This window comes from Marinimicrobium sp. C6131, from assembly GCF_026153455.1.
In the GTDB taxonomy this organism is placed as follows: Bacteria; Pseudomonadota; Gammaproteobacteria; order Pseudomonadales; family Cellvibrionaceae; genus Marinimicrobium.
Genome location: NZ_CP110629.1, coordinates 105,491 through 131,833, shown reverse-complemented (window position 1 = coordinate 131,833; position 26,343 = coordinate 105,491). Strand labels below are relative to the sequence as shown.

Annotated in this window: 20 protein-coding genes and 1 tRNA gene; 10 read left to right on the top strand and 11 right to left on the bottom strand. The window is 60.5% G+C overall.

The genetic code is table 11. From position 1 onward, the window contains the following. The first annotated feature begins 27 nt into the window (after window positions 1-27). Window positions 28-1,170: an N-acetylglucosamine-6-phosphate deacetylase gene (gene nagA, locus OOT55_RS00500; RefSeq protein WP_265367243.1), complete on the top strand. Its 1,143-nt coding sequence runs from the start codon at window positions 28-30 to the stop codon at window positions 1,168-1,170. On the opposite strand, the gene OOT55_RS00495 is transcribed toward nagA, so the two are convergent. Both OOT55_RS00495 and OOT55_RS00490 read right to left on the bottom strand, forming a co-directional pair. Continuing rightward, the gene (locus tag OOT55_RS00495) at window positions 1,171-2,649 is read right to left on the bottom strand and encodes a DUF5666 domain-containing protein (protein ID WP_265367242.1); all 1,479 of its coding nucleotides are present in this window, start codon (window positions 2,647-2,649) and stop codon (window positions 1,171-1,173) included. Next, the gene (locus OOT55_RS00490) at window positions 2,646-3,533 is read right to left on the bottom strand and encodes a DUF6502 family protein (protein WP_265367241.1); all 888 of its coding nucleotides are present in this window, start codon (window positions 3,531-3,533) and stop codon (window positions 2,646-2,648) included. Before OOT55_RS00490 ends, OOT55_RS00495 begins: the two co-directional genes overlap by 4 nt. Before the next feature lie 187 nt (window positions 3,534-3,720). Here OOT55_RS00490 and OOT55_RS00485 point away from each other — a divergent pair, with 187 nt between their 5' ends. Then, complete coding sequence (locus OOT55_RS00485; RefSeq protein WP_265367240.1) at window positions 3,721-4,680, top strand: DUF4382 domain-containing protein; 960 nt, start codon at window positions 3,721-3,723, stop codon at window positions 4,678-4,680. Between the two features lie 78 nt (window positions 4,681-4,758). Here the strand turns inward: OOT55_RS00485 and OOT55_RS00480 are convergent, their stop codons facing one another. The 5 genes from OOT55_RS00480 to OOT55_RS00460 all read right to left on the bottom strand — a co-directional run bounded on the left by OOT55_RS00480 (window position 4,759) and on the right by OOT55_RS00460 (window position 11,471). Further along, window positions 4,759-5,850 carry an acyltransferase family protein gene (locus OOT55_RS00480; protein WP_265367239.1) on the bottom strand — a complete coding sequence of 364 codons (1,092 nt, stop codon included), beginning with the start codon at window positions 5,848-5,850 and terminating at the stop codon, window positions 4,759-4,761. A gap of 72 nt (window positions 5,851-5,922) precedes the next feature. Continuing rightward, the gene (locus OOT55_RS00475; protein ID WP_416141010.1) at window positions 5,923-7,263 is read right to left on the bottom strand and encodes a sugar MFS transporter; all 1,341 of its coding nucleotides are present in this window, start codon (window positions 7,261-7,263) and stop codon (window positions 5,923-5,925) included. A 38-nt stretch (window positions 7,264-7,301) separates the two neighbouring features. Continuing rightward, on the bottom strand, window positions 7,302-8,201 hold the full coding sequence (nagK, locus tag OOT55_RS00470; protein ID WP_265367237.1) for an N-acetylglucosamine kinase: 900 nt from the start codon (window positions 8,199-8,201) through the stop codon (window positions 7,302-7,304). Between the two features lie 325 nt (window positions 8,202-8,526). Further along, the gene (gene ltrA, locus OOT55_RS00465; protein WP_265367236.1) at window positions 8,527-9,804 is read right to left on the bottom strand and encodes a group II intron reverse transcriptase/maturase; all 1,278 of its coding nucleotides are present in this window, start codon (window positions 9,802-9,804) and stop codon (window positions 8,527-8,529) included. A gap of 788 nt (window positions 9,805-10,592) precedes the next feature. Further along, window positions 10,593-11,471: a DUF3014 domain-containing protein gene (locus tag OOT55_RS00460; protein ID WP_265367235.1), complete on the bottom strand. Its 879-nt coding sequence runs from the start codon at window positions 11,469-11,471 to the stop codon at window positions 10,593-10,595. A 195-nt stretch (window positions 11,472-11,666) separates the two neighbouring features. Here OOT55_RS00460 and OOT55_RS00455 point away from each other — a divergent pair. The 6 genes from OOT55_RS00455 (at window position 11,667) to OOT55_RS00430 (ending at window position 20,409) form a co-directional block, all read left to right on the top strand. Beyond that, window positions 11,667-11,743 (top strand) — tRNA-Ile (locus OOT55_RS00455). A gap of 227 nt (window positions 11,744-11,970) precedes the next feature. Continuing rightward, window positions 11,971-12,585 carry a TetR/AcrR family transcriptional regulator gene (locus OOT55_RS00450; RefSeq protein WP_265367234.1) on the top strand — a complete coding sequence of 205 codons (615 nt, stop codon included), beginning with the start codon at window positions 11,971-11,973 and terminating at the stop codon, window positions 12,583-12,585. Between the two features lie 69 nt (window positions 12,586-12,654). Beyond that, window positions 12,655-13,815, top strand: coding sequence for an efflux RND transporter periplasmic adaptor subunit (locus tag OOT55_RS00445; protein ID WP_265367233.1), 1,161 nt, complete (start codon window positions 12,655-12,657; stop codon window positions 13,813-13,815). 3 nt (window positions 13,816-13,818) lie between these two features. Further along, entirely contained in the window at window positions 13,819-16,956 is a 3,138-nt protein-coding gene (locus OOT55_RS00440) for an efflux RND transporter permease subunit (RefSeq protein WP_265367232.1), read from the top strand. Then, window positions 16,949-18,364: an efflux transporter outer membrane subunit gene (locus OOT55_RS00435; protein ID WP_265367231.1), complete on the top strand. Its 1,416-nt coding sequence runs from the start codon at window positions 16,949-16,951 to the stop codon at window positions 18,362-18,364. Before OOT55_RS00440 ends, OOT55_RS00435 begins: the two co-directional genes overlap by 8 nt. Before the next feature lie 185 nt (window positions 18,365-18,549). After that, the gene (locus OOT55_RS00430) at window positions 18,550-20,409 is read left to right on the top strand and encodes a DUF3413 domain-containing protein (protein WP_265367230.1); all 1,860 of its coding nucleotides are present in this window, start codon (window positions 18,550-18,552) and stop codon (window positions 20,407-20,409) included. A gap of 15 nt (window positions 20,410-20,424) precedes the next feature. Here OOT55_RS00430 and OOT55_RS00425 read toward each other — a convergent pair whose 3' ends face one another. From OOT55_RS00425 to OOT55_RS00415, 3 genes are read right to left on the bottom strand one after another with little or no spacing between them, the layout of a single operon-like run. Further along, entirely contained in the window at window positions 20,425-20,910 is a 486-nt protein-coding gene (locus OOT55_RS00425) for a YgjV family protein (RefSeq protein ID WP_265367229.1), read from the bottom strand. A 30-nt stretch (window positions 20,911-20,940) separates the two neighbouring features. Continuing rightward, window positions 20,941-21,780 (bottom strand): S-formylglutathione hydrolase, encoded by an 840-nt coding sequence (gene fghA / locus OOT55_RS00420; protein WP_322113821.1) that lies wholly within the window; start codon window positions 21,778-21,780, stop codon window positions 20,941-20,943. A 10-nt stretch (window positions 21,781-21,790) separates the two neighbouring features. Next, window positions 21,791-22,903 carry an S-(hydroxymethyl)glutathione dehydrogenase/class III alcohol dehydrogenase gene (locus OOT55_RS00415; RefSeq protein WP_265367228.1) on the bottom strand — a complete coding sequence of 371 codons (1,113 nt, stop codon included), beginning with the start codon at window positions 22,901-22,903 and terminating at the stop codon, window positions 21,791-21,793. 128 nt (window positions 22,904-23,031) lie between these two features. Between OOT55_RS00415 and OOT55_RS00410 the strand changes: the two genes are divergently transcribed. Continuing rightward, entirely contained in the window at window positions 23,032-23,811 is a 780-nt protein-coding gene (locus tag OOT55_RS00410; protein ID WP_265367227.1) for a 4'-phosphopantetheinyl transferase family protein, read from the top strand. A 136-nt stretch (window positions 23,812-23,947) separates the two neighbouring features. Continuing rightward, window positions 23,948-25,480, top strand: coding sequence for an alpha-N-arabinofuranosidase (locus OOT55_RS00405; protein ID WP_265367226.1), 1,533 nt, complete (start codon window positions 23,948-23,950; stop codon window positions 25,478-25,480). 45 nt (window positions 25,481-25,525) lie between these two features. On the opposite strand, the gene OOT55_RS00400 is transcribed toward OOT55_RS00405, so the two are convergent. After that, the gene (locus OOT55_RS00400) at window positions 25,526-26,242 is read right to left on the bottom strand and encodes a DUF6445 family protein (RefSeq protein ID WP_265367225.1); all 717 of its coding nucleotides are present in this window, start codon (window positions 26,240-26,242) and stop codon (window positions 25,526-25,528) included. Window positions 26,243-26,343: the final 101 nt, after the last annotated feature.

Sequence of the window (26,343 nt, the reverse complement as noted above, 5' to 3'; positions counted from 1 at the left end):
GGATTGACCGCAGAGAGCATCCCGACTATGAAACAGGCATTGATCCAGGCTCCGATATTCACCGGCGATGAGTGGCTGGAACATCGGGCTTTATTGATCGACGAGGGTCGCATCAGGGCGTTGGTGCCAGAAGACCAGATCCCGGCCGACTACCTCGTAGACAGTATGCCCGGAATGCGACTGATTCCCGGCCTGATTGATACTCAGGTCAACGGCGGAGGTGGGGTGCTGTTCAATGATGCCCCCACTGTGGATACCCTGCGAACGCTCGGTGCAGCGCACCGGCGCTACGGCACCACCGGACTGCTCCCCACCCTGATCAGCGACGACCTGGACATCGTGGCCCGGGCCATTGGTGCGGTCCGCCAAGCGATCTCCGATGGAGTACCCGGCATACTGGGCATTCACCTGGAGGGCCCGTTCCTGAATCCGGCCCGCAAAGGGGTTCACGATGAGAGCAAGTTCCGCCGCCTGACGCCCGAAGCTGTCGATTTACTGAGCTCACTGGATAACGGATTTACCCTGGTCACCCTGGCGCCGGAACGCACCACCCCGGAACTGATCCGCGAATTGACCCGGCGCGGGGTAATGGTGGCGGCCGGGCATACCGCCGCCGACTACGAACAGACCCGTACCGCACTGGCCGCCGGGGTGCGCAGCTTCACTCACCTGTTCAATGCCATGACTCCCATGACCAGTCGGGAACCCGGTGTCGTCGGTGCCGCGCTGGAGGACCCGGACAGTTGGTGCGGCCTGATCGTCGACGGCCATCATGTGCACGCCGCCACCCTGAAAGTGGCGGTCGCCGCCAAACCGCGGGGCAAGATGGTTCTGGTTACCGATGCCATGCCAACGGTCGGTGCCGAACTCAAGCAGTTCACCCTGAAAGGCGAGGTCATTCACGCCGAAAACGGGCGCTGCGCCACGGCAGACGGCACGCTCGCGGGCTCGGATCTGGACATGCTCAGTGCCGTGCGCAACACGGTAACGCAGCTCGGGCTGCCGCTGGAGGAAGCCCTGCGTATGGCGAGCCTCTATCCGGCGCAAATGCTCGGACTGGAGCGGGAACTGGGACGACTGGCCCCGGGGTACCGGGCCAACCTGGTGGCCGTGGACGACCAGTTGCAAGTGCGGCAAAGCTGGATTGACGGAGCGACGCAACGGTTCTGATCAGAACCGGAAGCGTAGCAACCCCTCCTCCGTTGGCGCCGTCGCAGACGGTTCCGCCGCCGCTGCACACTGCCCCGGCAGTGGCGGTGGACAGCCCCGAACATCCTCCGGTACATCGCGACGGCTCAGCGACGCCGCCGTCACATGGGCGCCGGACGCTACCCCGGTCACCGACACCGAATCCCCCGGCGCCAACTCGTCGAACAGCGACTCGCCAGTGGCACCCTCAACGACCACCGTCACCCCCATTACCGACAGCCACCGGTTGTCACGGTCAATCCCGGTAACCGGGCCCGACAGGGCGACGGTGTCAACGTTCCCCGTCTGCCGCCGGACCCGCGTCACCACCTGGGACTCGTCTCGGTAATAGGCATAAAGCTCCAGCCATTCGCCTACCCGGACGCTGTTCAGGTTGACTCGCTCGCGCGGGTTACCCCGGCCGGCGGGATTTTCAAACGCGGTCAGGTCCGTTATCTGATAGGTGTCGCCGAGCAAAACGACCTCACCGGTTTCCGGGTCGATGTCATCCACCGGGGCGCGAATCCGATTGACGCCGGGGCGCAACACCTCGACCCGATCGGCGACCACTGTCCCATTACGCTGCGTGCCGGTCACCATCACCCGAACGCCTTCCGCCAGACCCGAGTCGGTCGACAATCCCTGGACACCACTCGCATCAACGGTAACGCCGTTCACTTCGAAGGCTTCCAGCGAAGTATATTGCTCAATCACCCCTTCCTTGATCCACCGGCCTCCCTCTTGGGGGCTGGCCCGATCGATCAATTCGATACGATCCGGATACCAGAATTCGCCGCGTCGCTCCCCGCCGCGCACGACCACGGTGACACCGTCAGCCAACTCGCCACTCACCCGGGCCTGCGAAGTGTCTACCAACTGCTCGCCGAGCTGGAAGCGCTGCTGATCCCCACGCCAGTCATTGACACGCCCCTGAGCGGTCAACGGGCCCCGATCGGCGATGGCGACCTTCGTCGCCCGCCACTGTCCCCGGGCAGCCTCCAACCCGCTCACTTCAAGGTACGCCCCCGGTTCGAGTGATTCAAAAGCGATCCCATCGAACCTCACATCGTCATACACCACCACGGTCTGCCCCAGAATCCGGATTTCCCGGCGAACATCACTGACCGAAACCAGGGCATCCACCGGGCCGCGCAGGCTACGGTTGTAACGGACCGCGCCTGCGACCGCGTCTTGTCCCTCAAGCTGATCGAGGTCGACATCCACCACCATTCCCAACGTGATGTCATCAACATCGGCCGGTTCACCCTCAACAAAGATATCGGCCGTATCGATCTCGATATGCAGACCGTTGACATAGACGCTGCCATAGGCGGTCACACTGCCGCTGACGGTGGTCGGACTGCCGGTGCCCTCAATCCCCGCCACTGACGAACTATCGCTCAGACACCCCGCTATCATCAGGGCTCCCAGCGTTGCACTGACCACACCAAGCCGCTTCATGAATCATCCTCTTTGGGCGTCGCATTTTCCTCGCCGGAGATGACTCCGGTACCCGGAAATGAACGCTCGTCATTTCGTTGCTCAAAATAGTAAAGGCCGATGCCGGCCCGCACCTGGCCGGAACCCGCAAGCTCCGGGGACTGTTCTCGATCACACTCGGCCAGCCAGTCATTCACCTGGAGCAGGAAGGCCTGCCCCTCCCGGGCACTGCGCTCTCGAATACGTTCAAGGAGCTCCTCCGGTATGTTGGCGTAGGAGACCGTTCGCTGAATAAACGGACCCGGCGCTTGTTTCGCGATATTGTGATCCATGGTACCCATCAAATCTGCCGCCGCAGTCCCAAAAATCCGGATATTTTCCTGCATGTCCTCCAGGGGAATGTAGCCCCGGGCCAGTAACGATACCCCCTCTCCATTGCGCCGAACCGCCTTGATACGCTCCAGCTCATCCAGCAGGGCCCGTACCGGCACGTCGCGGCTGTATTCACGCACCAGCAGGGTAAAGCTCGGGCCGTTGTCTTCGCGCTCCACTGGCAACATGGCCGGCTCCCCGGCCGAAGTGTGGAAGCGTACGTCATTCAGCCAGCCGGTGATAACCCGGGCGGCGGGTGTGGGTTGTTCGGCGGGGGCATCGGACAGGGGGTGGGAACGCTCTTGCAGCTTTGCGATGTCTTTGCGGTTGATGCCCGTCAACACCGCCATGCGTGACAGGCTCTGTTTGCGCCCCGGGATCGCGAAGTCTTCCCGGGCCGTATCGACATAAACATGGCGAGCGATATCGGCGAACAGGCGATAAGACACCCCATGGCGCAACAGCAACCGCACCATCGGACGCAGCATTCGATAAAGCGCCCGAATCAGGGCTTTTTGGGTTCTATCGCTCATGTTGGGATTATAGCGTCAAAAAACATTCAGTAAATGTGACTAAAATCACATTGCAAAATCCGTTTTTGGGACTATAGTGTCAAAAAACGACTTACAGCAACTCATGTTGACCTCTCGAGCCCGTTAATTCTCCGGCTCGGGTCACCATTGACACGTTGATTCCATAGACCATAACGAGGTGATACTGATGACACAGTTCAAAAAACGCCCGCTGCAATTGGCTCTGGCCGCCTCCCTGGCCACGTTAGTGGCTTGCGGCGGCAGCTCCAGCGATGATGGCCCTGGCAGCAACGAGGGCCGTCTGAGTCTGAGCGTGACCGACGCCCCCATCGACAGCGCCGCCCAGGTGGTGGTGGAATTCTCCGGCGTCTCCCTGAAACCCGCCGACGGCGAAGCGCTGGAATTCACCTTCGACGAACCCAAGAGCATCGATCTGCTGGCGCTTCAGGGCTCCGCCTCCGAGTCGCTGCTGACCGATGAAACCGTACCCGCTGGCGAGTACGAGTGGATCCGCCTGGCGGTGAATGCCGAGCACGACGGCGTCCTGGACTCCTTCATCGAGCTGGATGACGGCACCATGCCGGAACTGCGCGTACCCAGTGGCAGCCAGACCGGCCTGAAGCTGGTCAGCGGCTTCACCGTGGTTGCCGGTGGTACCGCCAACTTCACCATCGACTTTGACCTGCGCAAGTCGGTGGTCATGCCGGGCGGCCAGGCGGGCGCTTTCCTCAAGCCGGCACTGCGCCTGATTGACAACACATCCGTGGGCACCATCGCCGGACGCGTGGATGCCGAAGTACTGGTGGACCAGTGCGCGGATCCCGCCAACCAGACCGGCTCGGTCTACGTGTACTCCGGTGCCGATGTCACACCCACCGATGTGTCCGGTGCGGAAACCGACCCACTGACGACCGCTCTGGTGTCTGATGTGGACGGCGAGTACCGCTATGAAGTCGGCTTTGTGTCCGAGGGTGATTACACCCTGGCCTACACCTGCGGTGCCCTGGATGACGACCCGGAAGCCGTCGATGAACTGGTGTTCTTCGGTACCGCCAACGCCACCGTTGAAGCCGACACCACCACCGAGGTGAACTTCACCATTGACCAGGCCGAAGAGGAAACCACCGAAGAACAGACTGACGCCTGACGTTTTTTTGGCCTGACGCGCCGCTTGCGCCGCGAACCACACTCTGGGGGTTCGCGGCTTTTTTTTTGCGTGCAGGTTTTAAATGGCAATGACGATGCGCTTGCGCTCAAGCCACCAGGCGACCAGCCAGTGCACGGCGACAAACAGGAGGGCAAACAACAGCGACGCATTGGTGGGGCTGAACCATTGCGCCAGGGAGGCATACAACCACTGATAGGCCGTCCCCTCCCCCACCGGAATCAGGTACAGGGTTTTCGCCAGGATAATCGACAGCACATAGATAAACAGCGGGTTTTTACCCAGCATGGCGAACCCGCGATACACGGGCTTTACCGCTGACCAGGACTCCAGCAACACCAGGCCGACCAACACCAGCAGCGCGGCACCTCCGGTCAGCAACACGAATGAGCTGGTCCACAGATATTTGTTGATCGGAAACCATGGGTGCCAGAGTAATCCCAGCGCCACCAGAGCCACACCGCCCAGAGCGAGCAGCCCGAGGCTGCGCCGGCGCGATGCGCCCAGCACCAGAATGCGCGTCGCCTCAAAACCGAGCAGCGCCGTCACCACCGAGGGCAGCGTCGACAACAATCCTTCCGGATCAAACGCCAGCCCCTTGCCCTGCCAGATATGCTCCGCCCCGAATACCCACAGATCAAACTGACGCACCACCGAGCCCTGCAGGCTGTAAGGGTCTTCCCCCAACTGCAACAATGCCCAGTAACCAAGCAACAGGCCGACCATGATCACCCCCCGCCACAACCCCGGCACAAACAGAGCAATCGGTGCCGCCAACAGGTATGCGAGCGCGATTCGTTGCAGAACGCCCGGAATGCGCAGCGTCGCCAGACCGTCCGTAAACGGAAATGCATTGAGCAGCACACCGATCAGAAAGATCAAGGCACTGCGGCGCACGATATTCAGCAGCCGGGTCGGAACCGGCTGTGTGGTGCGCGAACGACTCGAGAAAAACAGCGCGGAGCCGACGATAAACAGAAAAAAAGGGAAAATATAATCCGTGGGTGTGGCACCGTGCCAGTCGGCATGTAGTAGCGGTGCATACACCGCATTCCAGGAACCGGGCGTATTGACCAGAATCATCAGTGCGAGGGTCAGACCTCGCATGACATCCAGAGCCAGAAAACGTCGATTGACGGAAGCTTCAGACATAGAGACACCTCAAAAAAGTGACCGGTCGCCGCAGTGCGAACCGGCCAGGCAGAGGAGAGGGGGAAGCGCCGCTCAGGATTTCCAGTGGCGCAGCTTGTGCCCTTTCAGGGCATAAAACAGAATGTAGGCGTAGCAGGGGAGCATCACCCAGTAGGCCGCCTGATTACTGGTGGTTTCCGCAAAGTGGCCATACAACAGCGGGATCACCGCCCCGCCGGCAATTCCCATGATCAGCAGCGCCGAGCCGACACTGGTGTATTTACCCAGATCCGCCAGCGACAGGGGCCAGATCGCCGGCCAGCACAAGGCATTGGCCAACCCCAGCAGCGCCAGGAACATGACCGTGTTGGGCACCGTGGGAATGCCCAGCCAGCCAAACAGAACAGAAGCAATCCAGTCGCTATCGCCGGACCCGGTCAATACCCCCACCGTGAACAGCACACCGAAAATGGCAGACCCGGCCAGCGCCCTCGCCTGGCTGAGAAAACGGGGAATGCACAGCACGCCGACCACATACCCGATGACCATAAACGTCATGGTGTAGGCCGTCAGTGAACCGAAGTGGGCCACATCCATTCGCCGCCCATAGAGCCCGATCGTATCGCCGGCGATCACTTCCACCCCGACGTACATGAACAGCGCGATCGCTCCCAGAATTGCCTGGGGATGATTGAGGATGCCCAGCTTATCCCCCGCTTCGTCGTCACTTTCGGCGTCGACGTTCAACTCCGGCAGGGATGAGAACTGTACAAACAGCATCAGGGCCAGTAGCGCCCCGGCCATGTACAGATAGGGCACCACGAGGCGATTGGACAGCTCCGCCAACCGCTCCGCGCGCGCCTCGGCGCTCAGCGCCAACAGCACATCCTCGTCGAACTGGTCCATGCCGGTCAGCACCCAGAGCGTAAACACCACGGGAGCCACCACCCCGGCGGCCTTGTTCAACAGCCCCATGATGCTCATCCGCATGGCGGCACTCTCGCGCGGACCAATACACACGATGTAGGGATTGGCGGCGGTCTGCAATAAGGTCAACCCGGTACCGAGAATAAACAGCGCCAATAGAAACACGACATAGTGACTGGACTGGGCAGCGGGAATGAACACCAGCGACCCCACCGCCATCACCGCCAGGCCAATGACCATCCCGGTCTTGTACCCGGTGCGGCGCAACACCAGCGCTGCAGGCAGTGCCATGACGGTATAGGCGATGTAAAACGCGAAGGTGACGAACAGCGCCTGAAACTCATTGAGCTCACAGACGATTTTCAGAAAGGGAATCAGTGCGCCGTTCAGCCAGGTCACAAAGCCAAACACAAAAAACAGCACACCGATAATGGTCATCGGAATGAGTGCGCTGGAAGTGGCCGGAGCCCGGGCAGTGGTGTCGGTGGTCATAGCAGCCTCGCGAATCGACGTTCAGAATTGTTATCGTATTGTGTTGATAGCGTTCAGGCGGTATTGGCCAATGCGCTCTGCTGGCGCGCGAACAACAGCGCTCCGGCTTCCGGTGGCCCGAGAGGCCGGGACAACCGCTCGGCCACATCCCGATCCAGCCAGGTCTCCAGGCGCTCGGCCATTCCCCCGATCAGTGACAGCCGCGGTGGCTGGTAAGCCAGCAGCTTGCGCGCCATGGCACTGATGTAGCGTGCTCCGTCGCGAAGAATGTCCAGCGCCACCGGATCGCCGGCCTCGGCGGCGTCAAATACCAGCGGTGCCAGGCGAGCGTAATCACTCGACGGCTTGCCCGACATCCGTTCGACAATCGCCAGGCCACGCGCCTGCAGTAGCTCAGCCACACTCTCGATCAACCGGGTTTTTGGTCCGAGATCATCCGAGGCCAGCAGGACCGTCTTGATCGCTTCCAGTCCCATCCAGGCGCCGCTACCCTGATCGCCATAGGGAAACCCGTGCCCCCCCAGCAGATGATCCACACCCGCGGTCCGGACATAACCGCAGGAGCCGGTCCCGGTGACAATAACCGCCCCCTCGTCTTGCTGATGGGCACCGAGAAGCGCAATGCGCAAATCCGTGGTCAGATGCAGTTCCGCAAACGGATGGGGCCAGTCACTGATGACCCGATACAGGCTGGGCAGATTCACTCCCGCCAGCCCCGCTCCCGCCACCAGCCGGCCGAGTGTTTGTGCCGGTAACCCGGCCTCTTTCAATGCGCGGCGCGCCGCACTTTCAATAGACTGCAGTGTCTGCTCAACACCGTGCAAGGGGTTGGCCGGCCCCGCCAGAGCGCTGCCGAGCACGCGCCCACTGGCATCGGCAATGCTGGCTTTGCATTTACTCCCGCCACCATCAATTCCCAGATAGTAGTGCTCATTGGTTGGGGCACTGACCATAAACAACCTCTTATTCTGCATCACAACCCAGTAACCCGGGCCCTTGTTCGGCTCTACACGCGGCGCCCCGGAGGCCGCCATACTAGTTGATTGTCCGCCTGTGGTTCTCCCCGCTCAAAAAAGCGGGGACGGGCACTGCCACCGACCCCGCAACAGGTGAGAGAGAGCTCCAGCAAACGATACTGGAAGGGTCACTGTAATTGCTCGGGACAACGTTGTCAAACAAATTTTTGTCCCCCTCGGCCACAATCGAGTAGGGTGAGGCGTCTCCGCCTCAGCCCTCTCACAGAACCGTACATACGGGCCACGTATACGGCTCATGCCATTAACTTACCCCGAGCTCGGGGACAGTGATGCCGGTTCGAACCTTGGTCAGGTCTACCAACCTCAGTTCATCGTGCAGGTAGGCATTGGGGATCGCATGATGCGCCAGCGGCGACGCCGCGTTGCGCCAGCTACGCATCTTGATGGACTTGAACGGCGGGCGGTAGCCCAGCTGTTTCAGCCTCCGATGTAGCCGGCTCGGTTTCTTCCACTGGGTGAGCTGGATGCAGCGTAGACGACGCCTCAGCCATCTCATCACCTGCTTCAGAACCCGAGCGCAGTTCGCTACCCGGAAGTAGCCGGCAAAGCCCCGCAGCACCGGATTCAACTCGCGGATGATCTGCATAAGTCCGATTCCACGGTTTCGCTTGGTCAGCGCTTTGAGCGTCTGCTTGAGTTTCACCACCTTCTTGTCCTGGATGCGGGTGTACTTAGTGTGGATCACCACACCCAGGAACTTCACCCCCTCATCGCTGTGGGCGATGTGGGTCTTGGTGGCATTCACCCTCAGCTTCAGCTCTCCTTCCAGATACCCTTGGGCCACCCGTAACGCATTCTCCGCACCCGCTCGTGAGCCGCACAGGATCAAGATGTCGTCCGCGTAGCGGACGATGCGGTGACCCCGCGCTTTCATGAACTGGTCGAAGGCGTCCAGATAGACGTTTGCAATCAATGGACTGATCACGCCGCCCTGCGGGCTGCCCAACGTCGTCTCTTCGAGGTGGTGCCCCACCATGACTCCGCTTTCCAGAAACTGGCGCAGCAGTGACAGAACACTGCCGTCCGTGATCCGTCGGCGGAACCGGCGGATGATCAGGTCGTGATTGAGGGTGTCGAAGCATTTCGACAGGTCCATGTCCACGACCCATTCGCGCCGATAGCGGCGGACGAACAACTCCGCCTTGCCAATGGCGTGGTGAGCACGGCGTCCCGGACGATACCCGTAACTCGACGGGTGGAAGTCCGGCTCGAAGATCGGTTCTATGATGCCGCGCAACGCCTGTTGCACTACCCGGTCCCGAACCGTCGGAATGCCCAGCAGACGCTCACCGCCATCCTCCTTGGCAATGACCACACGTCTGACCGGTCGCGCCCGATAGCGCTTCTCCTTCAGCTCGAGTAGCAGGCACGACAGCTCCACCTCCAGATTCGCCTCGAACGCACTCAGGCTCTGCCCATCGATTCCGGCCGCACCTTTGTTGCGTTTGACGTGTCTGAAGGCTTCATACAGACGCTGCTTTGACAGCAGGTGCCCGTACAGACTGTAGTATCTCCTCATGCCTGCGCATCTCCGTGATGACGGCTTCGAGGGTCGGTCTGGCTGCCGGCCTGGTTCAAGCGATCCGCCCGGGTGCTAGCGCTGTGGCAATCGTCCGCCACGGTATCGCCCTACTGCCTGGTTCGCAGAACACCGAAGCCACCACGTTCCCGCAGCGCCTCAATGCACGTGCCAGCCCCGTCGGGCTGCTTGTGAACACAGCGTCCACCGCTCGCTCGTCGTCCGTCATACTCGCTAATGACTTCCGCCCTTCGCATCCCAGCGGGGCTTTTGGCTCCGCTCGGCCCGCTGAACCTCCGCCAGCGGTCGTTCCGGCTTTGTCCTCCGCACTGTTACCAGGCTTCTTCGGTCGGAACTTCTTCACTACTACGGCTTCATCTGCCACCTCGCACCCACTGTGACCTCGGCTCTCGCCTTGCGCCCCAGCATCCGGCACGGCCGGATTCGGTGTCAGGCTTCCCCGGTTACTGCACCGGCTCCCCGTCAACGATGCCACCCTCAATCACAACACAGGTCTGACTGAGTATCGGGCTTCGCGCTATCTTGCACGCTTACCCACCTGTGCTGCCGAAGCAGGTTCACTGTCGTTGTGTACCGTTGACCTCCTATGGCTTCCTTCAGACCCCACCGTTGGCCAGTGACGCCCTTGCCAGTCGGATTATCTTCCCCTCAGTCGGGGTGATGTCATCTTCTTTCAGACGACCGGGTTTGCCGGCTTCGCCGGGCAAACAAAAAACCGGGCCGATGTGTCATCGGCCCGGCCATTTCTCCCGGCAACCATACGCCGGTCATTCAGCCTCCGGCAGCGCCTCCAGCTCGTCGCGCAGCGCCCTCAGGGCCTGTTTGACGGCACGGTGGTGCTCGGGCCCCATGCGAATCATCAGCTTCTGCAAGTCCGATAAGGCTTCCAGTTCTGGATCCCGGTACTCGTAAAACACTTTGGGTCGGTGCAGGCGAATGTCACTGGGTGGTTCCGGCGCCTCAAGCAGCTCATCGATGGTATCGAGCACCACCTCGTGGAAGGACCCATTGTTGACGCCATGTTCATCAAAAGCCTCCTCCAGCAGGGGACGGTAGCGCTGGTACCAACCCGCCAACTGCTCGGGATCGCTCTCGGTCAACAGGGCGACGTAGGGATCATAGCGCCGGAAGTTCTCATCCAGTAGCCGATACTCCTGCTCAGCATCGGTTCGGGCTTCGCCGACCTTCGCCACGGCCAGTGGTGGCGGCGGCGACACGACCGGCCGATATTCATGGACCACTTTACCATCACGGGCGGCGGCCGCCGCGCGCACCACCTTACGAATCAGCTCTTCGTTGACCAGCAGGCGCTCGACATCGTCATTGCCGGTTGCCTCCTCCAGCTCATTGAGCGCTGGCTCATCGCTCTGGTCCAGCTCCGGCAGTGGTTCGGGCTGGGGTTCTGGCTCGGGTTCCGGTTCCGGCTCGGGCTCTGGCGCGGGTTCGGGCTCAGGCTCAGGTTCCGGCTCGGGTTGCTGTACCGGCGGTGTGGGCTCCGGCGCCGGCTCCGGCTCATCGTCCCGACCAAACAGGTATAGGCTCAGTGCCACAATCACCACCACGACAATAACGACCAGGGCAATCGTCGCGGTGGGCCTTCGGTTGGCCGGTTGTGACTCCGGGGTTGAATGCTCTTCGTTCGCCATATTCCCACCTTTCTGGTTAATACCCGCAAGCAGGGCCTGCGTGGTCCGTTCTTGGACTGGAGGATACCGCCGCCAGTTCACTTACCTTCTTTATTTGTAGCACAGTATCCGCCCCGGCTCTACAAGTAGATCGAACGACCCGCTATGGGCTGGTCAGGCTCGTCCCTTGTCTTTATAATGCCCGGCTCCCCATAAGGGCCCTTAGCTCAGTTGGTCAGAGCAGTCGACTCATAATCGATTGGTCGCTGGTTCAAGTCCAGCAGGGCCCACCACTCCCTTCGGTCGTGCTGAACCTCTGCGGACTAATCCTGCCGCAAGGTATAGCCTTGCGTCGTTCCGCCGGCGCGCGAAGCAATGCTTCGCAAACGCTTGGCTACACCCAGCAGGGCCCACCACTCCCCCAGACTTAACGTTTATTGACACTCCTTTGATTGATCCAAAGTCGTCCTGGCTCGTATCATTAACGGACTGACCAGTCCGTCTTATTATCGAGAGACCCATGACCGAACCGGAAAAGCCCAAACGCGTGCACAAATCCGCCGAGCAGCGGCGCGAAGAAATTCTGACCGTGGCCACCCATATTTTTGCCGAGCGGGGCTATCAGGTGGCGGATATGCAGGCCGTGGCGGATGCCGCCGGGGTCGGGAAAGGTACGGTCTACCGTTACTTCCCCACCAAGGAGGCGCTGTTTACCGAGGCCCTGCGCTTTAATCTGGAGACTCTCAAGGCCTCCATTGAGCATGCTCGCGAGCAACCCGAGGACCCGCTGGAGCAGCTGCGCGAAGGCATGCGCGCCTACCTGCTGTACTTCGAGAAAAATCCGGACCTGATTGAGCTGTTCATTCAGGAGCGGGCGGAATTTCGCAGCGAATGCCAGAACTCCCTGTACTTCTCCTACATGCTCGCCGGGCGCGAGGACTGGGTCGCCATGTTCGGGCGCATCGCCGAGCGCCACCCGGTGCGCGATATCGACGCCCAGGAGTGGATGGAGGTGTGCGGGGACATGATGCACGGAGCGGTGGTGCTCAGCCACACGCCCCTGCCCCGTCGACCGCTCAGTGAGCGCTTTGACCGGATTTTCGATATCTACCTGCACGGCATTCTCAAGCACTGACCGCCGTTACTGGCGCCACTCTCTTTACCTTTTTGTTTTTAACGCTGTTATCAAACGGAGCTTATTACCATGATGTACCCCACTTCCCGTCCATCCGCCGGATTACTGCGCCGGGGCCTGGCCCTGTCCGCGCTTGCCCTGCTGGTCAGTGCCTGTAGCTCCGAACAGGGCGGCCAGCAAGAGCGGCCACCGTCACCGGTGACCACCACCGAAGTGCAGGCGCAAGCCGCGCAACATCAGGTGGAGTACCCGGGCCGGGTACGCGGCGCCACCGAAGTGAGTGTGCGCGCCCGGGTGTCCGGTATTCTGGAGTCGCGCAATTATGAAGAAGGCACGGCGGTGGAAGCCGGGCAGACGCTGTTTCAGATCGAGCCCGACACCTACCAGGACGCGGTAAAAGCCGCCGAAGCCGAGCTGGCCAGTGCCGAGGCTCAGCAACTGCGTGCCGAGCGCGAATGGGAGCGGGTGAAAGGTCTGTTCGAGCGCAATGCGGTCAGTGAGCGCGAGCGCGATCAGGCCCGCGCCGACAGCCGCGCCGCCGATGCCCGCCTGGAGGCGGCCGAGTCCGCCCTGAGCAATGCCCGTCGCCAGTTGCGCTACTCGCGGGTAGAAGCGCCGGTGTCAGGGCTGACCAGTATGGAGGCGCTCACCGAGGGCAACCTGGTAGAGGCCGGCACCGTTCTGACCCATATCGTTCAGCACGATCCGGTGCACATTTATTTCGCCCTGCCCGAGGAAGACGCCACCGCCCAGCGCGTCGCTCGTGAAGCGCTCCGGAACGACGATTCCGAGCGAGAGGCCCGCCTGGTGCTGCCCGACGGCAGTGAGTATGCCCGCGCCGGCCAGGTGGATTTTGCCGATCGTCGCATCGACCCGATGACCGGTAGCGTGCAGATGCGTGCGGTTTTCCCCAACCCGGACAGCGAGCTGATTCCCGGCCAGTTTGTGCGCATTCGCCTGGCTCTGGCGGACTACGACAACGCCATCCTGGTGGACCCCACCGCCGTGGGCCAGGGCCCGGAAGGCCCTCAAGTGTTCACCATCGGTGAAGACAACACCGCCTCCGCCCAGGCCGTGAAGCTCGGCCCGGTGATCGACGGTCGCCAGCTCATTCTTGAAGGGCTCGAGGCCGGCAGCCAGTTGGTGATCAATGGTCAGGTGGCGCTGAGAGACGGCGCCGCCGTGCAAGTCACCAACGCCGACCAAAATGCCAGCGACCAGGAGGGTTAATTGATGTTGCGCTTCTTTATTGACCGGCCGATTTTCGCGTCGGTCATTTCGATCATCATTATCATCGCGGGGATTGTGTCCCTGCGGGTGCTCCCGGTTGAGCAGTACCCGAACGTGGTACCGCCCCAGGTCGTGGTGAGCGCCACCTACCCCGGCGCCAGCGCCGAGGTCTTGGCCGAATCGGTCGCGGCCCCACTGGAGCAGGAAATCAACGGTGTGGATGACATGATCTACATGGAGTCCACCAGCACCGATGCCGGTACCCTGCAGGTATCCATCTCCTTTGCCATGGGCACGGATCCGGATCAGGCCGCCATTAACGTCAACAACCGGGTTCAGGCGGCCACTCCGCGACTACCGCAGATTGTCCGAGACTTGGGTGTGCGAGTGGAATCTCGCTCAACCAACATCCTGATGGTGCCGGTGCTCTACTCGCCAGATGGTACTCAGAGCACCCTGGATATCAGCAACTACGCTTTGCTCAACGTGCTGGACGAACTGGTGCGTCTGGAAGGCGTCGGTGATGCATCGCTGTTCGGTGCGCAGGATTATTCCATGCGCATCTGGCTGGACCCGGCCAAGCTGGCGGAATACGACCTGACCACGGCCGAAGTGGGCGCTGCCATTCGGGATCAGAACGCGCAGTATGCGGCGGGTCGAATCGGGGCGGAACCCTCCCCGGAGGATCAGGCCTTTACCTTCAGTGTTTCAACCCGTGGCCAGTTGGTAGAACCGGAGGAGTTTGAACAGATTGCACTGCGCACCGACAGCCAGGGCGCCAGCCTGCGCCTGAAAGATGTGGCGCGCGTGGAGCTTGGATCCGAGCGCTACGACTTCTCCGCCACCTACAACGGTGAGTCGGCGGTGCCGATGGGGGTTTACCTTCAGCCCGGCGCCAATGCTCTGGAAACTTCCGAGCGGCTCTATGACGCACTGGATGAAATCGCCAAAGATTTCCCGGCCGGTATGGCCTACAAGGTGCCCTACGACACCACGGAGTTTGTCCAGGTATCGGTCAACGAGGTGATCCTGACGCTGCTGATCGCGGTGGTGCTGGTTGTCCTGGTGACCTTCCTGTTCCTGCAGCACATTCGCGCCACCCTGATTCCCGTGGCGGCCATTCCGGTCTCGCTGATCGGCACCTTCGCCGGCATGCAGGCGATGGGATTCTCGGTAAATATGTTGACCCTGTTCGGGTTGGTGCTGGCCATCGGGATCGTGGTGGACAACGCCATTATCGTGATGGAAAACGTCGAACGCTTGATTGTCGAGCAGGGCATGAAAGCCCGCGATGCCTCCATCGAAACCATGAAGCAGGTTTCCGGAGCGGTAATCTCCTCCACGCTGGTACTGGTGGCGGTGTTCGCGCCGGTGGCTTTCCTGGGCGGCCTCAGTGGTGAGCTGTATCGACAGTTTGCGGTGACCATTGCGGTCTCGGTGGTGGTGTCCGGCGTAGTGGCACTGACCCTGACGCCGGCCATGTGTGCCCTGCTGCTGGATAAAGAAGCCCACGATGTCAGCAAACCTTTCCAGCTGTTCAACAACGCCTTTGAGCGCCTGACCAACGGTTTCGTCAATCTGGTGGGCAAGCTGCTCAAGCACTGGGTCATTGGCCTGGGTCTGTTGGCCTTCTTCTGCGTCGTCACTGTGTTCTCCTTCAGCCGCATGCCTTCCGGCCTGGTACCCCAGGAAGATCAGGGCGTGGCGCTCGCAGTGGCTCACCTGCCTCCGGCCTCCGCGCTGGGACGCTCAGAAGAAGCACGCGACCGTTTGGTGCAACAGGTGCTCTCCCTGGATGAAGTACAGGATTTCACCGCCTTTGCCGGCTTCGATATTGTCGCGGGTTCCCTGCGCAGCAATGCCATGGCGGGCTTTATCAACCTGGCCCCCTGGGACGAACGGGAAGGGGAAGGCCAGGCCGCTTCCGATATCGCCGGCAAGGTGATCGGCATGGGCATGGGCATTCAGGAGGCCAATGTGATTGCCTTTACCCCACCGCCGATCCAGGGGCTGTCGCTCACCGGTGGTGTCGAGGGCTACCTGCAGGTGCGCGACAGCTCTGACCCCAAGCGTATCAACGAGCTGGCCCAGCAGGTGATCGCCGCCGCGAACGAACGCCCGGAGCTGACCAACGCCCGCAGCACACTCGATACCAGCATTCCGCGCTTCCACGCCGAAGTGGACCGGGAAAAAGCCCGGGCCATGGGCGTGCCGGTAAACGAAGTGTTCAGCACCCTGCAGGCGACCATGGGCTCCTCCTACATCAACGACTTCTCCTACCAGGGTCGCCTGTGGCGAGTGAACATGCAGGCCGAGGGCGAGTACCGCAACCAGGCCGACGACCTGCGTCATATTTACGTGCGCTCTAACAGTGGCGAGCGGATTCCGCTGAGCTCACTGGTCACACTGGAGCGCACCGCCGGGGCGGACATCATCAACCGATTCAACATCTATCCGGCGGCCAAACTGATGGCCGACCCGGCGCCGGGCTTTACCACCGGCCAGGCCAAGACCGCTCTGGAAGCGGTGGTGAACGACATCGGTCAGACCGCCAACATTCAGATCGGCTGGACCGGCGAGGCCTACCAGTTGGATGCCGCCGCCGGTTCCGGTACCGCCGCCTTCGGTATGGCGCTGCTGATGGTGTTTCTGATTCTCGCCGCACAGTACGAGCGTCTGACGCTGCCGATTGCCGTGGCCACCGCCATTCCCTTTGGGGTTCTTGGGGCGGCACTGTCATCGCTGCTGCGCGGCTACCCGAATGACATTTACTTCCAGGTGGGCCTGCTGGTGCTGATCGGTCTGGCGGCGAAGAACGCCATTCTGATTGTCGAGTTCGCCGCGCAGAACCGCCGTGAAGGCATGAGCTCCACCGAAGCGGCCATGACCGCCGCCCGGCAGCGTTTCCGCGCCATCATCATGACCGCCGCGACCTTTATCATCGGTTCGCTGCCCCTGGTCTTCGCCACCGGTGCCGGTGCCGCGAGTCGCCAGGAGATCGGTACCGTCGTGGTCGGCGGGATGGTACTGGCCAGCTCTCTGGCACTGCTGTTCGTACCGCTGACGTACAAAGTATTGGAAGATCTGGTGACCTGGAATGAAAACCGCAAACAACGTAACGGAGGTGAGCACAATGCGTAAATTCACCTCATTGGCCGCCGCCATCGCTCTGCTCAGCGGCTGCGCCCTGGGCCCGGATTATCAGGCTCAGACACCGGACCTGCCCGATCAGTGGCCCGAGCACGAACTGCTCGGGCAAGACACCGGCGACTGGCAACAGTGGTGGACCCGCTTCGACGACGCCACGCTGAATGCGCTGGTCGAGCGCGCTTTGGACGATAACCTGGAGCTGCAAGTGCAGCTCCAACGGATCGAACAGGCCCGCGCGGAACTTGGTTTCAGCAAAGCCAATCGCTGGCCGTCACTCAACGCCCAGGCAGACGCCACTCGGGAGCAAGGCTCAGCAGCCGTCATGCCGCCCGAATTGGGCGGCGGCCAAATCCGCAACCAATTCTCGGTAAACGGTGTGCTAAGTTATGAGCTGGATCTCTGGGGCCGTCTGGCGCGCGAACGCGAAGCGGCCAGCGCACTGCTGGCGCAATCGGTGTTTGGCACCGAAGCGGTACGCCTGAACCTGATCACCGACGTGGTCACCACCTACTTCAACCTGCGCGCCGCCGAGCAGCAACTGGCGATCACCCGGGAAACTCTGGGAACACGCGAGGAAACGCTGGCCTTGGAAGAAGTGCGCTACGAAAGTGGCGCGAGCAACCCACTGAGCATTCGCCAGGCGCGCGCCTCGCTGGAACGTACCCGCGCCCGCCTGCCACAACAGGAGCAGCGCGTACACGAGTTACGCAGCGCCCTGGCCATGCTGGTGGGCTACAGTCCCAGGGAGTTGTTGAGTGAACTGGATTTCGGTGACGCCAAGCTGACCGAGATCGAGTTGCCCGACAGCGTACCGGCGGTTCTGCCCTCAGAGTTGCTGCAACGTCGCCCGGATATTCGCGCGGCGGAAGAGGCTCTGGTGGCGGCCAATGCCCGCGTGGGGGTCGCCAAGGCACAGCGCTTCCCAAGCCTGAACCTCCAGGCGCTGGGCGGCAGCGTGGCGCTCGATAGCGACAACCTGTTCACCGCGCCCGCGGAAATGTGGAGCGTGGGTGCCAACCTGGCCGGCCCGCTGTTTGATTTTGGTCGCACCCGTTCGCGGATCGAAAGCGCCGAGGCGCAACTTGCCCAGGCCGAAGCGCAATACCAATTGGCGATTACCAATGGCTTTCGTGACGCCCGGGATGCCCTGGTCATTTATCAAACCTCCGACCGTCGTGTAGAGGCGGTGCGTCGCCAGGCCGAAGCGATTGAGGAAACACTCGAACTGGCGGAGTTGCAATACGACGCCGGGAGTATCGGCTTTTATGAGTTACTGGACGCACAGCGCGGTTTGCTCGACGCGGAGTTGGCGTTGAGTCAGGCAATGAGTGACCGGTTGGCGGCGACGGCGACGTTGTTCAAAGCGATGGGGGGCGGTTGGAGTATGCCGCGGTCGTAACGAAGTTTGGGTAACGGCGGATGCGTGCTTCGCACTTATCCGCCCTACGGTTAGAACCGCAGTTGGCGCAGTGCATCCGCCGTAACCCCATACACTTTTTTACGATCGCACTCTGCGCTTTCTGTTAGATTGAATTGTAAACGACCCACCTGAAGAAAACCGCCGCATACTGCAAGGAGCTTTACGTGCCATCCCTCTTCCGATACCGCCGTCCGTTGCGCGAACGCGTCCGATGGGCGGGCTGGTTTATTGTCGCCAACAGCCTGATTGCGTTGCTGATCGGTTTTCGTTATCTGCCCTGGATGACCGTGGCGGACACCGCCACCGGACTCTACGTAGCCCTGGCGATGATTGCCCAGTTTTCCCTGTTGGCCTGGCTGTTTGGTCTGCCGCTGCTCCTGCTGACACTGATTCTGCCGCAGTCATTATTGCGTCCGACAGCCATCGTCATCGGCACCGCTGGCGTTGCTTTGCTGCTGCTCGACACCGTGGTTTACCACCAATTCCGTTTTCACCTGTCGGGTTTTGTGTTCGAACTGATTGTTGGCGGTGGCACCGAAATATTTTCATTTTCCTGGCAGACCTGGGCGGTGGGCGGCATCGCCATTGTCGCGCTCGCTTTATCGCAATGGAGTCTGGCTCGACGCTTTTGGATTTTGACGCCACGTCGCTATCTATGGGTGCCTCTCGCCATACTGATAACCAGCCAGCTGCTGGCTCACGGCTGGAATGCCTGGGCGGATGCCCACTACGATCATCGCATCACCCGAGTCGCGCGCCACTTGCCGCTTTATCACGCGGCGACCGCCAAGCGCTTTTTTGCCCGCCACGGTTGGGTTGACCCTCAGGCCGTGCGGGAAGCCTCGGTGGTCGAGCAAATGAGTGCACCCGATGGCCAGGGTGCTCTGAACTATCCAACGGCAGCGCTCCAGTGCACGACACCCGAGCAGCTCCCCAACATCCTGGTGATCGCCGTGGACTCCCTGCGCTGGGATATGCTGGATCCGCGCTGGATGCCCAACACCACCCGCTTTGCGGAGTCGGCACAGGTATTCACTGATCACTACAGCAATGGCAACGCCACCAAACCGGGCATATTCACCCTGTTTTACGGGTTACCGGCCAGCTATTGGGACGCGTTTTCCGCCCACCAGGTGCCGCCGGTATTGATTCAACGCATGCAGTCCCTCGGGTACCAATCCCAAATACTGAGCTCGGCCACGCTGGTGAGCCCGGCCTTCGACCGCAATGTGTTTTCATCCATTAAAGAACTCCGTCTGAAAACACCGGGGGACACCTCCTGGCAGCGCGACCAACAGATCACTCAAGACTGGCTGGATTTTCTCGACAGGCGCTCGTCCCATGACGGCACCTCGCCCTTTTTCGGGTTCCTGTTCTACGATGCGCCGCACTCCTATCAGGTCCCGCCCGATTACCCGCGTATCGAACCCTACTGGGAGTCCGTAAATCAATTGGCGCTGGACGATGAGTTCGACCCCGAGCCCTATTTCAATGTCTACAAAACCACGGTACGTTTTGTCGACGACCAGATTCATCGGGTTCTGGCCGACCTGTCAAAACGCCAGCTGATGGAAGACACCCTCGTTATCATCACCTCGGATCATGGCCAGGAATTTAACGACAACGGGATGAACTATTGGGGTCACGGCAGCAATTTCTCACGCTATCAGCTCCAGGTTCCACTGGTCATCCATTGGCCCGGCAAGGCGCCCAGTGTCGTTGAACACCGGACCGAGCATTTCGACCTCGCGCCCACCCTACTGACCGACGTGCTCGGGTGTTCCCAAAGTGCGACCGAGAGCTATTCGAGCGGTGAACACCTCTATACCCCTCACGACAAAAAGTGGAGTATCGCGCACAGTTACATGAACGCGGCCTTTCTGACCGAGGATCTCCAGCTGGTGAGTTACCCGTCGGGCGGAATGGAAATGCTGAGCACTCAGTTGGAGCCGATAGACGATGCTCCCTTACCGATGGAGCTGATCAAACGCGCGCTGAAGGAGCAGTCCCGGTTTTATCCTTGAGCCAAGCCTCCTGAGCTACCGACGTTTCGCCAACCACAAGCGGATGATGGTGCTGGAATTGACACTGATCAGCGTCACTTCCAGCAGGGTGCCCCCAATCGAGCCGACCGCGATGTTATTGGCCAACCAGAAACATGCGCCCACCAGGAAGGCCAGGCGCATCTGAATACCGGTCAGGCAGAACAGCGCGTAGGTTCCGATACAGGCCCCAATCACCGGCAGCCAGTCCAGTGGTTTCTCAACCAGCCACGCCCCCAGCGCCACACTGAAGGCGATAAAAAACCAGGCAACCAGTCGGGAGCTGGTTTTCAGTGACAGTCCGGTGCGCACCACCGCCAGCAGCGAACTCAGTACCGCCGTTGGCGCACCCAGCAGGGCGAAGTGCAAACAGTTATTGAACTGCAGCACAAACATGAACATTTTCAGTTTGCGATCATCTTTCTGAAAAAAGCAGTAGACGCCCAAACCGTAGCTGACCAACCCCAGCAGTTGGCCAACCATATAGATCACATCCCCCAATGGCCTGACACCTTAATCAAACAGCTGTGCATGGAAGCGCAGATGGTCTTCGATAAAGCTGGCAATGAAGAAGTAGCTATGATCGTAGCCCGGTTGCACTCGGAGCGTCAGCGGCGCCCCCACCGCTTCAGCCGCCGCCTCCAGGGCCTCGGGATTCAACTGCTCCTCCAGAAAGTTGTCCGCCTCGCCCTGATCGACCAACAGGGGCAACGCACAGCCCCTGGCTTTGAGCAGTTCGCTGGCGTCGTACTCGCGCCAGGCCGCCTCATCGTCGCCCAGATACCGGCTCAGGGCCTTCTGCCCCCAGGGGCAGTGAATCGGATTGCTGATGGGTGCGAACGCCGAAATCGACGTGTACCGCTGCGGGTTGCGCAGCCCCACCACCAGCGCGCCGTGACCACCCATGGAGTGACCGCTGATGGCGCGTTGGTCCGTGACCGGAAACTCACGCTCGATCAACTGAGGCAGCTCATGCAGTACATAATCGTACATCTGATAGTGCGTCTTCCAGGGGGCCTGGGTGGCGTTGACATAAAAGCCCGCGCCCAGACCAAAGTCATAACTGCCCTCGGGGTCGTCCGGCACGTCCTCGCCACGAGGGCTGGTATCAGGGGCGACGATCGCCACCCCCAGCTCGGCCGCGACCCGCTGGGCGCCGGCTTTGTGCATAAAGTTTTCATCGGTACAGGTCAAGCCCGACAGCCAGTAAACCACCGGCACCTTGCGCTCCTCGGCCTGAGGCGGCAGAAAGATCGCAAAGCGCATGGTGCAGCTGAGCACCTCGGAGGCATGGCGGTACTGCTGGTTCCAACCGCCGAAACTCTTGTTGCTACTGAGCCGCTCCAATGTCATATCAAGCTCCTTAAAAGTGAATGACGCTGCGGATGCTTTCGCCCCTGTGCATCAGATCAAAGGCGTCGTTGATCTTTTCCAGCGGCATGGTGTGGGTGATGAAGTCATCCAGTTTGAAATCGCCGCGCATATACTGCTCGACAATCCCCGGCAACTCACTGCGACCTTTGACGCCACCAAAAGCGGACCCGCGCCAAACTCGACCCGTCACCAGTTGGAACGGCCGGGTGCTGATTTCCTGGCCGGCGCCGGCGACACCAATAATGACCGACTCACCCCACCCTTTGTGGCAGCATTCCAGTGCGGAGCGCATGACGTTCACGTTTCCGATGCACTCGAACGAGTAGTCCACACCGCCATCGGTCAAATCAATAATCACTTCCTGAATGGGCTTATCGTAATCTTTCGGGTTGATACAGTCGGTGGCACCGAGTTTTTTTGCCAACTCGAACTTCCGCTCGTTGATGTCGATGGCGATAATGCGCCCGGCCCTGGCCATGGTCGAACCGATAATGGCCGACAGACCGATGCCCCCCAAACCAAAAATAGCCACGGTCGCACCCGGCTCCACCTTGGCGGTGTTCAACACGGCTCCCATGCCAGTGGTGACACCACAGCCGAGCAGGCACACTTCTTCCAGCGGGGCCGCCTTGTTGACCTTGGCCAGGGAAATCTCCGGCAGCACGGTGTACTCGGAAAAGGTAGAGCAACCCATGTAGTGATGAATCGGTTGGCCGTCTTTATAAAAACGCGAGGTGCCATCCGGCATCACCCCTTTGCCCTGGGTCGCGCGAATTTTGCCACACAGGTTGGTTTTGCCGGATTTGCAGAACTTACATTCTCCACACTCCGGGGTATATAGGGGGATCACATGATCCCCCACCTCGATCCCGGTGACACCCTCACCGACCTGCTCCACAATGCCACCGCCTTCGTGCCCCAGAATCGCCGGCCAATTGCCTTCCGGATCGTCCCCCGACAGGGTAAAGGCGTCCGTGTGACACACCCCCGAGGCGACCACCCGCACCAGCACCTCGCCGGCCCTGGGCGGCATGACGTCCACTTCTTCTATCGTCAAAGGTTTTCCGGGGCCCCAGGCCACCGCTGCGCGCGATTTGATCATTCCACCCTCCAAAATAGTCATGTAACGATAATTTGACCCCGAGAGTCCATGGAAACCCGGGTAACGGTTGATATTGGCGTGTTAGGCTCCTATAACACTAACAGGTAAACCACCCACGGATTGAGTCTATGATTCTGCAGCCCCACAACATCGTTCACCTTTGGCTGATCGACCAGCGCAGCGTTCACCTGGATGAACAGCGAGACACCTTCGAGCAGTGGCTCAGCGATGAAGAGCGTCAGGGCCTCGATCACTACTCCCGTCCCGAGCTCCGGGACGAGCAACTGATTACCCGCGCGGGACTGCGCAGCAGTCTCTCCCAGTACTCGGACAGCATTCCGCCCAAACGCTGGCACTTCGAGCGCAGTGAGCGCGGCAAGCCCCGACTGAGCGACGATTCCCCCATGTCCGAGTTGAGCTTCAACCTCAGCCACAGCAGGGACTGGCTGGCCATAGGCATCACCGTCAACAAGCCGATTGGCGTGGACCTGCAGCATCGCCACCACCAGAAGCCTCTGACCGAGCTCGCGGAGCGGTTTTTTTCCGGGGCGGAAGCCAATGAACTGGCCAACCTCCCGGAAAGTCGTCAGAGCGAGCACTTCTTTCGGCTCTGGACCCTGAAGGAGGCCTACCTGAAGGCCCGCGGCCTGGGCATTGCCAACGGTCTGGACAAGGCCCGCTTCCACATTGACAACAACGGTCTGATTACGGCGGAATTTGACGACAGTCTGAACGATGACCCCCATGACTGGCAGTTCCATCATTATGAGCTCGACGATGATTACTGCCTGTCACTGGCGCTGAAGCAACACCGGGCCCAGGATGCCTCCACCCACTTCTACAAACTGATTCCCGGAGGACGCGTCGAGCCGCTGGAATGCATCGGCCATCAGATTCAGCTTCAGTAAACCACAAAATCCATACCGGCCGTAATCAGAGGTGTAAAGGACCGTAAAGGCTCGCCAACACCTTTTGTCGTATGATACTTTATTACGGATTGACTATAACCAAACCATCAATAAGCAATAGCCCAAGGGATAGCCTATGAAACTCCTGAGCTCCTTTCTGCTGTCCGCCACCCTGGCCATGCCAGCGGTAGCCGCCAGCACCCATAAAATGTCCGTAGATACCGACGAAAGCACGGGCATCATCAGCAAGCACATATACGGCCATTTCGCCGAACACCTGGGCCGGGGCATCTATGATGGTCTCTGGAAGCAGGATGAAAATGGCGATTACATCATCCGTGACGACGTCATCGACGCCCTGAAGGACCTCGGCATTCCCAACCTGCGCTGGCCGGGCGGCTGCTTTGCCGACTACTATTTCTGGGAGGACGGCATCGGCCCGAAAGACCAGCGTCCCTCGGTAGTCAACAACCTCTGGGGCGGGGTAACCGAAGATAACTCCGTGGGCACCCACGAATTCATGGACCTGGTGGCCGAGCTGGAAACCGACCCCATTGTCGTGGGTAATGTCGGCAGCGGCACCGTGGAAGACATGGCCAACTGGTGGCAGTACGTCAACCACCCGGGCGAGAGTCCCATGTCCAAGCTGCGCGCCGAGAATGGCCGCGCCGAGCCCTGGAACGTCGAATACTGGGGCGTGGGCAATGAAAGCTGGGGTTGCGGCGGCAACATGCGCCCCGAGTACTACGCCGACCTCTACCGGCGCTTTGCCACCTTCCTGCACCCCTATGAGAACGTGAAGCCCTTCCGCATCGCCGCTGGCGCCGCCGGGGCCGACTACAACTGGACGGATGTGGTCATGGAACGCGCCGGTGACATGATCGACGGGCTCGATCTGCACCACTACACCATCCAGGGCTCCTGGACCACCAAGAAAGGCGAAGCGGTCAACTTTGACGAAAGCGACTGGTTCGAGTTGATGGATCGTGCCATCGAGATGGACGAAATCATCACTGGCCACAAAAAGATGATGGACAAGCACGACCCCGAGAAGCGTGTATGGCTGATCGTGGGCGAATGGGGCACCTGGCACGAGCAGGAAGAAGGCTCCATCCCGGGCTTCCTGTACCAGCAGAACACCCTGCGCGATGCCCTGACCGCCTCGGTGACACTGGACATTTTCCACCAGCATCTGGACCGGGTGAAAATGGCCAACATCGCCCAGACCGTGAATGTCCTTCAGGCGATGATTCTGACCGATGGTGAGAAAATGCTGCTGACCCCGACCTACCATGTATTCGACATGTACAAGGTGCATCGGGATGCGGCGGCGCTGCCGATCAAGCTGAACAAAGGCAAGTACCGCTACGAGGGCGACAGCCTGCCAGCGTTGAGCGCCACGGCCTCTCGGGACAAAGACGGCCGTACCCATATCAGCCTGACCAACATCGATCCGAACCAGGCTCGCACCGTTGAGATCGATCTGAGAGGGATGGATGTGAGCGCCGTGAAGTCCGGTCGGATTCTGACCGCCGAAGCGATGAACGCCCACAACACCTTCGACAATCCGAACAACCTGGTACCGGTCAGCTTTGACGGCGCCCGGGTCGAGAAAGGTAAGTTGATCGTGGAAATGCCGGCGAAGTCGTTGGTGACGTTGGAGTTGTAATATCAGCTTTAAGTAACGGCGGATGCGCCTTCGGCTTATCCGCCGTTACCCATTCAACAAAAACGTATTGATCGACAATCGGCCCTTTGCGGGGTCGGTGTCAAAATCGAACCCCTCCGCAATATTCCCCGAATGCAGACTCGTGCACCGGTACAACAATAACCGGTTGAACGCCGCCTCATAGGACGCAATACGCTCAAACTGATCGGTATCGCCATTGATGTAGCCCGGTGGCGGTAAACGTCCGGCATTGGCATCCGCTTCAAGTGCCCCCAGAAAGCGCTCCCGACGGCCGGCATCCACATACTCGAAACCGGTGTCGCGGTGCCGGTAAAACGACGTACCGCCCAATTCCGGGCCACACAGGAAGTGAACCATCGCCAGCTCGGTGGGCCGGTTAGAATCAAAGTGCGGAATGCGTTGTACCGGGTGCAGATCATCCGGCCGGGTGGTCACCAGCGAGTAGGAGCACTCGACGCTGGCAATCTGCCCGGAGCGGATCCCGAACACCCGTTCGACCAGCCCGGGCAGGCAGTCTTGCAGCGCCTGATAATAGGCGGGAGGCGCCGCTGAGCGCAGACCGGGATAAAAACCGGTATTATCATCAAAGCCCTTCCTGGCAATGGCGTCTGCGCGAAGAGCTTCCGCGCCCAGCAGGAAGTCGTCGATACAGACCACAGGTTGACGCTCGACACCCACCTCGTTCACGCTGACCCGCGCTCCGGGGTTAAACTGTACTGAGAGTTCCTGGGATACAGTCATAGACGCCACCCGCTTTGTGATCGAAAATAGGAGCTATCCGTAATTAACGGAACAGTTTACGTGGTCTTTCATCCTGACAACAGCTTTCACAACGACAAGGC

What these genes read in the sequence shown, in the direction of transcription:
- nagA (WP_265367243.1), top strand. Translation starts at nt 28, where the DNA reads ATGAAACAGGCATTGATCCAGGCTCCGATATTCACCGGCGATGAGTGG.
- OOT55_RS00495 (WP_265367242.1), bottom strand. Translation starts at nt 2,649, where the DNA reads ATGAAGCGGCTTGGTGTGGTCAGTGCAACGCTGGGAGCCCTGATGATA.
- OOT55_RS00490 (WP_265367241.1), bottom strand. Translation starts at nt 3,533, where the DNA reads ATGAGCGATAGAACCCAAAAAGCCCTGATTCGGGCGCTTTATCGAATG.
- OOT55_RS00485 (WP_265367240.1), top strand. Translation starts at nt 3,721, where the DNA reads ATGACACAGTTCAAAAAACGCCCGCTGCAATTGGCTCTGGCCGCCTCC.
- OOT55_RS00480 (WP_265367239.1), bottom strand. Translation starts at nt 5,850, where the DNA reads ATGTCTGAAGCTTCCGTCAATCGACGTTTTCTGGCTCTGGATGTCATG.
- nagK (WP_265367237.1), bottom strand. Translation starts at nt 8,201, where the DNA reads ATGGTCAGTGCCCCAACCAATGAGCACTACTATCTGGGAATTGATGGT.
- ltrA (WP_265367236.1), bottom strand. Translation starts at nt 9,804, where the DNA reads ATGAGGAGATACTACAGTCTGTACGGGCACCTGCTGTCAAAGCAGCGT.
- OOT55_RS00460 (WP_265367235.1), bottom strand. Translation starts at nt 11,471, where the DNA reads ATGGCGAACGAAGAGCATTCAACCCCGGAGTCACAACCGGCCAACCGA.
- OOT55_RS00450 (WP_265367234.1), top strand. Translation starts at nt 11,971, where the DNA reads ATGACCGAACCGGAAAAGCCCAAACGCGTGCACAAATCCGCCGAGCAG.
- OOT55_RS00445 (WP_265367233.1), top strand. Translation starts at nt 12,655, where the DNA reads ATGATGTACCCCACTTCCCGTCCATCCGCCGGATTACTGCGCCGGGGC.
- OOT55_RS00440 (WP_265367232.1), top strand. Translation starts at nt 13,819, where the DNA reads ATGTTGCGCTTCTTTATTGACCGGCCGATTTTCGCGTCGGTCATTTCG.
- OOT55_RS00435 (WP_265367231.1), top strand. Translation starts at nt 16,949, where the DNA reads ATGCGTAAATTCACCTCATTGGCCGCCGCCATCGCTCTGCTCAGCGGC.
- OOT55_RS00425 (WP_265367229.1), bottom strand. Translation starts at nt 20,910, where the DNA reads ATGGTTGGCCAACTGCTGGGGTTGGTCAGCTACGGTTTGGGCGTCTAC.
- fghA (WP_322113821.1), bottom strand. Translation starts at nt 21,780, where the DNA reads ATGACATTGGAGCGGCTCAGTAGCAACAAGAGTTTCGGCGGTTGGAAC.
- OOT55_RS00415 (WP_265367228.1), bottom strand. Translation starts at nt 22,903, where the DNA reads ATGATCAAATCGCGCGCAGCGGTGGCCTGGGGCCCCGGAAAACCTTTG.
- OOT55_RS00410 (WP_265367227.1), top strand. Translation starts at nt 23,032, where the DNA reads ATGATTCTGCAGCCCCACAACATCGTTCACCTTTGGCTGATCGACCAG.
- OOT55_RS00405 (WP_265367226.1), top strand. Translation starts at nt 23,948, where the DNA reads ATGAAACTCCTGAGCTCCTTTCTGCTGTCCGCCACCCTGGCCATGCCA.
- OOT55_RS00400 (WP_265367225.1), bottom strand. Translation starts at nt 26,242, where the DNA reads ATGACTGTATCCCAGGAACTCTCAGTACAGTTTAACCCCGGAGCGCGG.